The sequence below is a fragment of the Vibrio sp. PNB23_22_6 genome, from assembly GCF_052877535.1.
This window is the reverse complement of the sequence record NZ_JBNFXP010000046.1, coordinates 1-9,159: the sequence shown is the minus strand read 5'-3', so window position 1 is coordinate 9,159 and position 9,159 is coordinate 1. Positions and strand designations below refer to the sequence as shown.

Here is a 9,159-nt window from a genome sequence, read left to right as displayed (position 1 = left end):
GTGGGCTGTCACCAAATGAGTATGAAAGACAGTATTTTCAGAAGCTTGAAAGTGTATAGAGATCTGGGGTCTTACCACCCTCATATTTAAGGGGGAGCTAAATAGCCGTCATTCTGAACAGTGAGGGACGAACGTGATTCAGAATCTATTGTCCATTGATTCTTTGGCTTGAGGTTAGGAGTGAAGGCGAGGTGCTTGCTGAAGTTAGATTTTTTGTCTCGGAGGGGCTCGCTAGAATGACGCACCCTCATATTTAGGGGGGAGCTAAAATAGCCGTCATTCTGAATAGTGAGGAACGAACGTGATTCAGAATCTATTGTCGGTTGATTCTGTGGCTTGAGGTGAGGTGTGAAGGCGAGGTGCTTGCTGAAGTTAGATTCTTAGTCTCGCTGGGGCTCGCTAGAATGACGCACCCTGATATTGAAGGGAGAGCTAAAATAGCCGTCATTCTGAACAGTGAGGGACGAACGTGATTCAGAATCTATTGTCGGTTGATTCTGTAGCTTGAGGTTAGATGTGAAGGCGAGGTGCTTGCTGAAGTTAGATTCTTAGTCTCGCTGGGGCTCGCTAGAATGACGCCCCCCTCATATGTAAGGGAGAGCTAAAATAGCCGTCATTCTGAACAGTGAGGGACGAACGTGATTCAGAATCTACTACCCGAGTGCAGCAGTTTTATAATGAAGCAATAATCTAAAAGAAGGTTTGTTATGGAAAAGAGACCTTGTGTTTATATCTTAGCGTCAAACAACAATGCGGTGATTTATGTTGGGGTAACTAGCCGGTTACCCCAAAGATTATGGCAGCACAAAAATGGCGTAGTTGCGGGTTTTACAAAAAAATACAACGTGCACAAATTAGTGTACGTTGAACCCTTCGATGATATGGAAAATGCTATCGCAAGAGAAAAACAGCTCAAACAATGGAGGCGAGCTTGGAAGCTAGATCTAATTCGAAAATCGAATCCTGACTTGGTTGATGTGTCTCATTGTTATCAGTAGAAGCCATCCTGGTTATCTGTAGATTTAAACAGCACAACATTTTCTTTTTGTATTTCTACGTTTTCCCCCTGCAACGCCTCTCTAAACTTCACGACCTGCTTTTGTAGCTCGTTCATTAACACGACATTGGTGTGATGTGGGTTCTTGCAGTTGTGAATAACGCGGTCTATGTGGCTTTGCTGTGCCCATAGGCGTGGTTGCATCTCTTCCGATGCGTTTTCAATCATCTCTTTCGCCATATTGTGACGAAACTGCTCAAAAGCTTCGGGATCTCGTTCGGCCATTTTTACCATCTCATCGAATGATGGTAGCGTTTGTGGCTTGGGTGTACGTGGCATCGCTGTTCTCCAAATCCATCTGGGTCGCTGTGTTTCGCTATTAAAAGCGTATACCACAGGAAGAAAAGGAGTGGAGAAATTGCCAAATTATCTCAACAACAAGCGCTCATGTGCCTGTTGTTGAGAGGTATGTTGAACTGTTACGCTTGAATGCGATATACGCAGCGACGTTGGCCACTAATGATGTGCTCGGTGCGTTCTACTTTGGTTTCGATACCAAGAAGAGCTTGGAACACATTGAGTTCAGATAGGCACAAACTTGGGCAGCGAGTTGCCGCTTTGCAGATGGGACAGTGGTTTTCAATCAGAATGAAGCCTTGTTCATCTTGTTCGAGTTCTGCCATATAGCCTTCTTTTTCGCGAAGAGAGACAAGCATTTTTAGTTTGCTCTCTAGCGAATCGCATGGCGTTAGGTGTTGCTGGTAGTGTTGCAGGGTTAGCTTTTCTCGTTCAGAGGTGACTTTATTCAGGCCTTCTTTTCCGAAGGTGTGCTCAACGGCTTCAATAAATTGAATAGTGAGTTCGCCATGACGATCGGTGAATTGTTCGTGACCTTTTTGTGTTAAAGACCAGTGGCGGGTTGGGCGACCGACTTTTACTTTTACATCATGAATCGACAGGATGCCGTCATCTTCTAAGCCTTGTAGGTGCTGGCGTGCGCCCATGGTTGTCATTTCTAGCTCAGAAGAGAGTTGTTTCGCAGTGACAGAGCCATCACGCTTAACGATTTGCAAAATCCTATCTACGGTTTTCATATACCCACCATCTATACATCAGTACATATTATGCGCGATAGGGTTAGTAAAGAAAAGAGTTGACTTAATTTTGAGTATGGATTTGTTGGCTCCATATTCATGTGAGCTAACGTATGTCGTCATTCTGAACAGCGAGGAACGAGCGTGATTCAGAATCTATTGTCTGTTGATTCTGTGGCTTGAGGTGGGGTGTGAAGGCTAGGTGCTTGCTGAGGTTAGATTCTTAGTCTCGCTTGAGCTCGCTAGAATGAAGAATCCTCTCGGTTGAGAGCGCGTTAAAGTGACCGTCATTCTGAACAGTGAGGAACGAGCGTGATTCAGAATCTACTGAAAGAGAGTGATACCACTAAGGTGATAAATCGAAATTCATCAGTACGCTGATAATAGATTCCTAGTCTCGCTAAGGCTCGCTGGAATGACACAATTGGTGATGATGTGCTTTTCAGTAAGCGAAGCGCTCCGTATTCTGTATTCCAGTCACTTTCTCAAAAGGTAATGAAATGCACAAACTCACAGAACGCTCCACCTAGGGCCGAGAAAGCCCTCTAAACTTAAAGAATAATATCGCGCACTTCTGGGTCTTTTCGGTCTAGGTAGTGTGTAGACTTAATGCGACGAATGGTACGGCAGCGACCTCTGATCAGCAGGGTTTCTGTCGTTGCAATGTTGCCTTGACGAGAAATGCCTTCTAGCAGGTCGCCTTTCGTGATACCGGTTGCGGAGAATACCACGTTATCGCTGCGCGCCATGTCTTCCATCTTAAGAATCACATTTGCTTGCACGCCCATTTCTTCACAACGCTTTAGCTCTGCTGCACCATAAATGCGGTTCTCTTCGGTGTCACCTTTCACTTCGTGGCGAGGCAGTAGGCGACCATGCATGTCACCGTCTAGTGCACGAATGACGGCGGCCGATACCACGCCCTCAGGTGCGCCACCAATACAGTACATCACGTCCACTTCACTATCTGGCATACACGTTAAGATAGAAGCCGCGACATCACCATCTGGCACGGCGAATACACGCACACCCATTGCTTGCATCTCTGCAATCACTTCATCGTGACGAGGCTTCGCTAGCGTGATAACGACGAGCGTGTCTAGCGACTTGTTTAGTGCTTTGGCGATATTCTCTAGGTTTTCTTTAAGTGGTTTACCTAGGTCGATAACGCCTTTCGCACCAGGGCCAACGACCAACTTTTCCATGTACATATCTGGCGCTTTTAAGAAACTGCCTTTCTCACCTGCCGCGAGTACAGCAAGTGCGTTCGATTGACCCATCGCCGTCATGCGTGTGCCTTCGATTGGATCTACAGCGATATCCACTTCGTCGCCACCACAGCCCACTTGCTCGCCGATGTAGAGCATAGGTGCATCATCGATTTCGCCTTCACCAATAACGATTTCACCGCTGATGTCTGTTTTGTTCAGTAGGGTACGCATAACTTCAACTGCTGCACCGTCTGCTGCGTTTTTGTCGCCACGGCCAAGCCATTTGTAACCAGCCAAAGCGGCGCCTTCAGTAACACGGGAAAATGCCATTGCTAAATCGCGTTTCATGATGTCTCCAAGTAACAAGAGGGAAGAGAAATTTGCTCGGGGATTTTATCACAGCAATGGGGAAACGTTTGCTTTTTTGCTGAGTATTTACTTTAACTCAGTTGAATTTGATCAAGGTTTGGGTGAGTTTTCGTCGAGTTGGCGTGAAATGCACTGTACAAAAATGCTTCTAAGTTCAGAAAAGTCAGAGTTTAGTGAGATTGCGCCGATTTTTTGACCGAATGGTACAAAAGATCGAATATAGTAAGTGTTTATCGTCGCTACGCTGAGTAGAATGAATCTTATCGGTAAGGTGCCGACGAGTCGTCGTGTATCGTCCCACGGAATAACATAGGTAGGCCAAGATGTCTTTTGAAGTACTAGAACAACTAGAAGCGAAAATTCAAACTGCAGTTGACACAATCACTCTTCTTCAGATGGAAGTCGAAGAGCTGAAAGAAGATAAAGTGAAACTAGAAGCTGAAGCTAACGAAATGCGTTCTCAACGCGAAGAGCTTGAGCAGAAATCTCAGCAAGCTCAACAAGAGCACGCACAGTGGCAAGAGCGCATTCGTGCACTACTTGGCAAGATGGACGAAGTGGAATAATCCTCTCATCATCCAGAATTAAAAACACCCGCTTCGGCGGGTGTTTGCGTATTTGGGGGAAAGGTTCTAGGTAAAAAAGGGCCTAGGGAAAAGAGATAGCTCCTAGGATCCTTGGGTCTAAACTTTTGGATTACGGATAACACACAAACGTTGTTATGCCGTTTAAAAAATATTGTCATTCTGAACCGTGAGGGACGAACGTGATTCAGGATCTACAATCCGATTGTGCGGTAGTGAGATGACTCTATTTGGTTGGGGAGCTTGCTGAGGTTAGATTCTTAGTCTCGCTTGAGCTCGCTAGAATGACGAACCCTCTCGGTTGAGAGCGCGCTAAAGTGACCGTCATTCTGAACCGTGAGGAACGAGTGTGATTCAGAATCTACAGACCGAGTTTGATATCACTAAGGTAATATACTGACACTAAATAGTACGCTAATAATAGACTCCGGATGCTCGCTTGAGCGTCCGGAATAACGCCGTTAGGTTCAGTGAATGTGTTTCCGTAAGCGAAGCGCTCCGTATTCAGTATTCCAGTCACTTTCTCAAAAGGTAATGAAATGCACAAACTCACAGAACGCTCCACCTAGGAACTAGGCCCCTAGCTAGGCCCTATCATCTAGGAACTTTAGGTTCGTTATTCTTCCTCATCCAACTCAAGATCAACGTTGAGAGGCTCTGGAGAAAGGATAATGCCGGTATTGTCTGCATAGAGGTAATCTTCAGGCAAGAAGCTCACGCCGCCAAAGTTCACCGGAACGTCAATCTCGCCAATACCTTGGCTTGTGGCACCAACAGGCATAGAAGCTAACGCTTGAATACCAAGGTTCATGTCTTCTAGCTCATCGACTTCACGAACGCAGCCATAAACCACAATGCCTTCCCATTCATTTTCTTCGGCAAGCGTAGCGATTTCTGCATCGATAAGGGCCTTGCGTAGGGAACCACCACCATCAATCAATAGTACTCGGCCAACACCATCTTGTTCTAACATTTCGCGGATCAAGGTGTTGTCTTCAAAACACTTAATTGTCGTGATTTGTCCGGCAAACGAAGCGCGACCGCCAAAATTACTGAACATCGGTTCAACCACATCTACCTGATCAAGGTAGATATCACAGAGTGCTGAAGTGTTGTATTCCATAGCGTACCTTTATAAACAGAAACCATTGTCTTTGAGTATATCTGGGCATCAAGTCAATGCAATGACAATCCTTTTTTAACTCATCAGAGTTTGAGTTACCACAACTGTTGCAAATAAAACATTCGTGACTAATGAGCACTTAACAACGACTGGCATCATCGGGGCTATTTGAGCAGGGTGTTCGGTATCCCAAACGGCTTTGCCGTGTTGAGCGACGACATAGATGCCGAGCAAAAACGGTAAGCTAGCCCACATAGGTTTATCTTGAATGAGGAGGTAAGCGGTAAACGCGATCAATGCCCCACCCAGTAGTAGGAAGTGATACTGTTTGGCTCTTCGTTGACCTAAACGCACTGCCATTGTGCGTTTACCACACTCGGTATCGTTCTCAATATCTCGCATATTGTTAATGTTGAGGACGGCAACGGCGAGCAAGCCACACCCCAACGCCGGCAGGAAAAGCGCACTCTCAATATGGCCAGTATGCAGAAAATAAGTGCCAGATACACCAAGTAAACCAAAGAAGATAAATACGGAAAGATCGCCTAAGCCAACATAGCCATAAGGTTTGCTGCCCATGGTGTAGGCGATGGCTGCAATGATCGCGAGAATACCGAGGCCAATAAAAGTAAGGATACTTTCCACTGAACTCAGCGCGTAGAACACCAAAGTAAGCCCCGCTATTGCAGTCAGTATGATGTTGCAGATGATCGCTTTTTTCATTTGTGATGCACTGACAGCCCCAGACTGCATGGCACGTTGTGGGCCTAAGCGGTTGTCGTTATCTGTGCCCTTCACGGCATCGCCGTAGTCGTTAGCGAGGTTAGATAGGATCTGTAATAGCGTAGCAGTAACAAACGCCATGATGGCAATCGTCAATGAAAAATGGCCAGTAGAGTAGGCGAGTGCACTACCAGTTAGAATCGATACCAATGCCAGTGGTAATGTTTTAGGGCGAGCGGCGTCAAGCCAGATCTGCAATGATTGTTTCATGGATATTTCGTGCTAGTAACCAATGTGCCCAGTATAAGCACAAAGTCGCTGATACGCTATTGACCTGAAACAACTCAATTAAGAGTCAAAGGGCGACGGAGAAGAAACACAGTTTCCATATTTGAGGTAATAAAATAGCGCTCTTTTCAGAAAGAGAAGGGGACGGTGCACGCAGTTATTAGATCCTTAGTCTCGCTGGAGCTCGCTAGGATGACGAACTCTTTTGGTCTAGAGCTCGCTAAAGTAACCGTCATTCTGGATTAAAAAGCCCAGAACATGACATTCTGGACTTTGAATCGCGCAGTGAGCTAATGATTAAAGAATGAAGCGGCTTAGGTCTTCATTTTCAATGGCGTCACCCAGACGCTCTTTCACGTAAGCAGCATCAATTACGAATTTCTCGCCTGCTTTTTCTGTTGCGTCGTAAGAGATTTCATCCATCAGACGCTCCATCACCGTATGAAGACGACGAGCACCGATGTTTTCGGTGGTTTCGTTTACGGTCCATGCTGCTTCCGCGATTTGAATGATGCCATCTTCAGTGAACTCTACATCAACGTTTTCTGTCTTCATCAGCGCTGCGTATTGTTCTGTCAGAGACGCTTTAGGCTCAGTTAGAATGCGCTTAAAGTCGTTGCTGGTTAATGCTTCTAGCTCAACGCGGATTGGTAGACGACCTTGCAACTCAGGGATCAGATCGGAAGGTCTTGCGACTTGGAATGCGCCGGATGCGACAAATAAGATGTGGTCGGTTTTTACCATTCCGTGCTTAGTTGATACTGTGCTACCTTCAATAAGTGGCAGTAGGTCTCGCTGAACGCCTTCACGAGAAACGTCAGGTCCTGAGCTTTCACCACGCTTACAGATCTTGTCGATCTCGTCGATGAACACGATACCGTTGTTCTCTACGTTGAAAATCGCAGATTCTTTTAGCTCTTCTTGGTTCACCAGTTTAGCCGCTTCTTCTTCCGCTAGCGCTTTCATTGCGTCTTTGATTTTCAGTTTGCGCTTTTTCTTCGTATCGCCGGCTAGGTTTTGGAACATACCTTGCAGCTGGTTGGTCATCTCTTCCATACCAGGAGGCGCCATGATCTCTACCCCCATTTGTGGTGCGGCAATATCGATCTCGATCTCTTTGTCGTCTAACTGGCCTTCACGCAGTTTTTTACGGAAGATTTGACGCGTATTTGATGTGTCTTCTTTTTGCTCTGTTTGACCCCAAGCATCACGCGCGGGTGGTAATAGAGCATCAAGAATGCGCTCTTCAGCTTGTTCTTCAGCGCGGAATTTTACTTTTTCCATCGCTTGCTGGTGGGTCATCTTCACTGCAACATCGGTTAGGTCGCGAATGATGGTTTCGACTTCTTTACCTACGTAACCCACTTCCGTGAATTTCGTTGCTTCTACTTTGATGAATGGTGCGTTTGCTAGTTTCGCTAGGCGACGAGCAATCTCGGTTTTACCCACACCAGTTGGACCAATCATCAGAATGTTTTTCGGGGTCACTTCTACGCGCAAGCTTTCTTCAAGCTGCATGCGTCGCCAGCGATTACGAAGGGCAATCGCAACCGAACGTTTTGCTTTGTCTTGCCCAATGATGTGGCGGTTCAGTTCATGAACGATTTCGCGAGGAGTCATTTCAGACATATTCTTTCCTTACTTCGTTACGATTACGCGGTTGGCTGAGGAAGCTCTGCAGTTGATTCTAGCTCTTCTACAGTATGGTTGTGGTTGGTGAACACACAAATGTCACCGGCGATGTTGAGTGCTTTCTCTGCAATCTCACGAGCATCTAGATCGGTATTTTCTAGCAGGGCGGTGGCAGCTGCTTGCGCGTATGCACCACCAGAACCGATGGCAATCAGGTCATTTTCAGGCTGAACTACGTCACCGTTACCAGTAATGATGAGAGAAGCAGTTTCATCCGCGACAGCAAGAAGTGCTTCCAACTTACGAAGTGCGCGATCACTGCGCCAATCTTTAGCGAGTTCTACGGCAGCTTTGGTCAGGTGGCCTTGGTGCATTTGCAGCTTGCTTTCAAAGCGCTCGAAAAGGGTAAAGGCATCCGCTGTACCGCCAGCAAAGCCAGCTAGCACTTGGTTGTTGTATAGGCGGCGAACTTTTCGCGCATTACCTTTCATTACGGTATTGCCCAGAGATACTTGGCCATCACCCGCGATGACGACTTTATTATTTCGACGTACAGATACAATGGTAGTCACAGTCGACCTCTTAATTATGTCTCTTTGGATTTAATTAAGTATATGGGGTAGGTGAGTATGGGATTCAAGGGGGCTAAAAGAAAGGGCTTAGGGAAAAGATAGGTCCTAGGTTTAAAAGAAAGGTCCTAGGATCCTAGGGCTTAGGACCTAATGTTTGGGATTACGGATTACGCGCAAACGTTGACTTTGAGTTACAAGGAAAATACTGGTCATTCTGAACCGTGAGGAACGAGTGTGATTCAGAATCTACTATCCGATTGTGCGGTAGTGAGATGGCTCTATTTGGTTGGGGATCTTGCTGAGGTTAGATTCTTAGTCTCGTTTGGACTCGCTAGAATGACGAATCTTCTCGGTTGAGCGCGCGCTAAAGTGACCGTCATTCTGAACCGTGAGGAACGAGTGTGATTCAGAATCTACTATCCGATTGTGCGGTAATGAGATGGCTCTATTGGGTAGGGGAGTTTGCTGAGGTTTGATTCTTAGTCTCGTTTGGACTCGCTAGAATGACGAATCTTCTCGGTTGAGAGCGCGCTAAAGTGACCGTCATTCTGAACCGTGAGGAACGA

9 protein-coding genes are annotated in these 9,159 nt (G+C 46.3%); 2 read left to right on the top strand and 7 right to left on the bottom strand.

Annotated elements, in window-relative coordinates; translation table 11 throughout:
• Positions 1-707 precede the first annotated feature (707 nt).
• Positions 708-998 (top strand): GIY-YIG nuclease family protein, encoded by a 291-nt coding sequence (locus tag ACVA54_RS19325; protein WP_099079999.1) that lies wholly within the window; start codon positions 708-710, stop codon positions 996-998.
• Here the strand turns inward: ACVA54_RS19325 and ACVA54_RS19320 are convergent.
• The 3 genes from ACVA54_RS19320 to glpX all read right to left on the bottom strand — a co-directional run bounded on the left by ACVA54_RS19320 (position 992) and on the right by glpX (position 3,650).
• Positions 992-1,336 carry a DUF3135 domain-containing protein gene (locus ACVA54_RS19320; protein WP_119464014.1) on the bottom strand — a complete coding sequence of 115 codons (345 nt, stop codon included), beginning with the start codon at positions 1,334-1,336 and terminating at the stop codon, positions 992-994. The genes ACVA54_RS19325 and ACVA54_RS19320 overlap by 7 nt on opposite strands.
• Before the next feature lie 140 nt (positions 1,337-1,476).
• The gene (locus tag ACVA54_RS19315; RefSeq protein WP_099079997.1) at positions 1,477-2,091 is read right to left on the bottom strand and encodes a helix-turn-helix transcriptional regulator; all 615 of its coding nucleotides are present in this window, start codon (positions 2,089-2,091) and stop codon (positions 1,477-1,479) included.
• Between the two features lie 551 nt (positions 2,092-2,642).
• Entirely contained in the window at positions 2,643-3,650 is a 1,008-nt protein-coding gene (gene glpX / locus ACVA54_RS19310) for a class II fructose-bisphosphatase (RefSeq protein ID WP_099079996.1), read from the bottom strand.
• A 344-nt stretch (positions 3,651-3,994) separates the two neighbouring features.
• On the opposite strand from glpX, the gene zapB reads away from it, so the two are divergent.
• Positions 3,995-4,237: a cell division protein ZapB gene (zapB, locus tag ACVA54_RS19305; RefSeq protein ID WP_005435037.1), complete on the top strand. Its 243-nt coding sequence runs from the start codon at positions 3,995-3,997 to the stop codon at positions 4,235-4,237.
• Between the two features lie 634 nt (positions 4,238-4,871).
• Here zapB and rraA read toward each other — a convergent pair.
• The 4 genes from rraA to hslV all read right to left on the bottom strand — a co-directional run bounded on the left by rraA (position 4,872) and on the right by hslV (position 8,593).
• Positions 4,872-5,378 (bottom strand): ribonuclease E activity regulator RraA, encoded by a 507-nt coding sequence (rraA, locus tag ACVA54_RS19300; protein ID WP_446582046.1) that lies wholly within the window; start codon positions 5,376-5,378, stop codon positions 4,872-4,874.
• Positions 5,379-5,453: 75 nt separating this feature from the next.
• The gene (locus ACVA54_RS19295) at positions 5,454-6,371 is read right to left on the bottom strand and encodes a 1,4-dihydroxy-2-naphthoate polyprenyltransferase (protein ID WP_099079994.1); all 918 of its coding nucleotides are present in this window, start codon (positions 6,369-6,371) and stop codon (positions 5,454-5,456) included.
• A 315-nt stretch (positions 6,372-6,686) separates the two neighbouring features.
• A complete protein-coding gene (hslU, locus tag ACVA54_RS19290) occupies positions 6,687-8,018 on the bottom strand; it encodes an HslU--HslV peptidase ATPase subunit (protein ID WP_099079993.1) in 1,332 nt (443 codons plus the stop codon).
• 23 nt (positions 8,019-8,041) lie between these two features.
• On the bottom strand, positions 8,042-8,593 hold the full coding sequence (gene hslV, locus ACVA54_RS19285; RefSeq protein WP_099079992.1) for an ATP-dependent protease subunit HslV: 552 nt from the start codon (positions 8,591-8,593) through the stop codon (positions 8,042-8,044).
• Positions 8,594-9,159: the final 566 nt, after the last annotated feature.

What these genes read in the sequence shown, in the direction of transcription:
- hslU (WP_099079993.1), bottom strand. Translation starts at nt 8,018, where the DNA reads ATGTCTGAAATGACTCCTCGCGAAATCGTTCATGAACTGAACCGCCAC.
- ACVA54_RS19325 (WP_099079999.1), top strand. Translation starts at nt 708, where the DNA reads ATGGAAAAGAGACCTTGTGTTTATATCTTAGCGTCAAACAACAATGCG.
- ACVA54_RS19320 (WP_119464014.1), bottom strand. Translation starts at nt 1,336, where the DNA reads ATGCCACGTACACCCAAGCCACAAACGCTACCATCATTCGATGAGATG.
- glpX (WP_099079996.1), bottom strand. Translation starts at nt 3,650, where the DNA reads ATGAAACGCGATTTAGCAATGGCATTTTCCCGTGTTACTGAAGGCGCC.
- zapB (WP_005435037.1), top strand. Translation starts at nt 3,995, where the DNA reads ATGTCTTTTGAAGTACTAGAACAACTAGAAGCGAAAATTCAAACTGCA.
- ACVA54_RS19315 (WP_099079997.1), bottom strand. Translation starts at nt 2,091, where the DNA reads ATGAAAACCGTAGATAGGATTTTGCAAATCGTTAAGCGTGATGGCTCT.
- rraA (WP_446582046.1), bottom strand. Translation starts at nt 5,378, where the DNA reads ATGGAATACAACACTTCAGCACTCTGTGATATCTACCTTGATCAGGTA.
- ACVA54_RS19295 (WP_099079994.1), bottom strand. Translation starts at nt 6,371, where the DNA reads ATGAAACAATCATTGCAGATCTGGCTTGACGCCGCTCGCCCTAAAACA.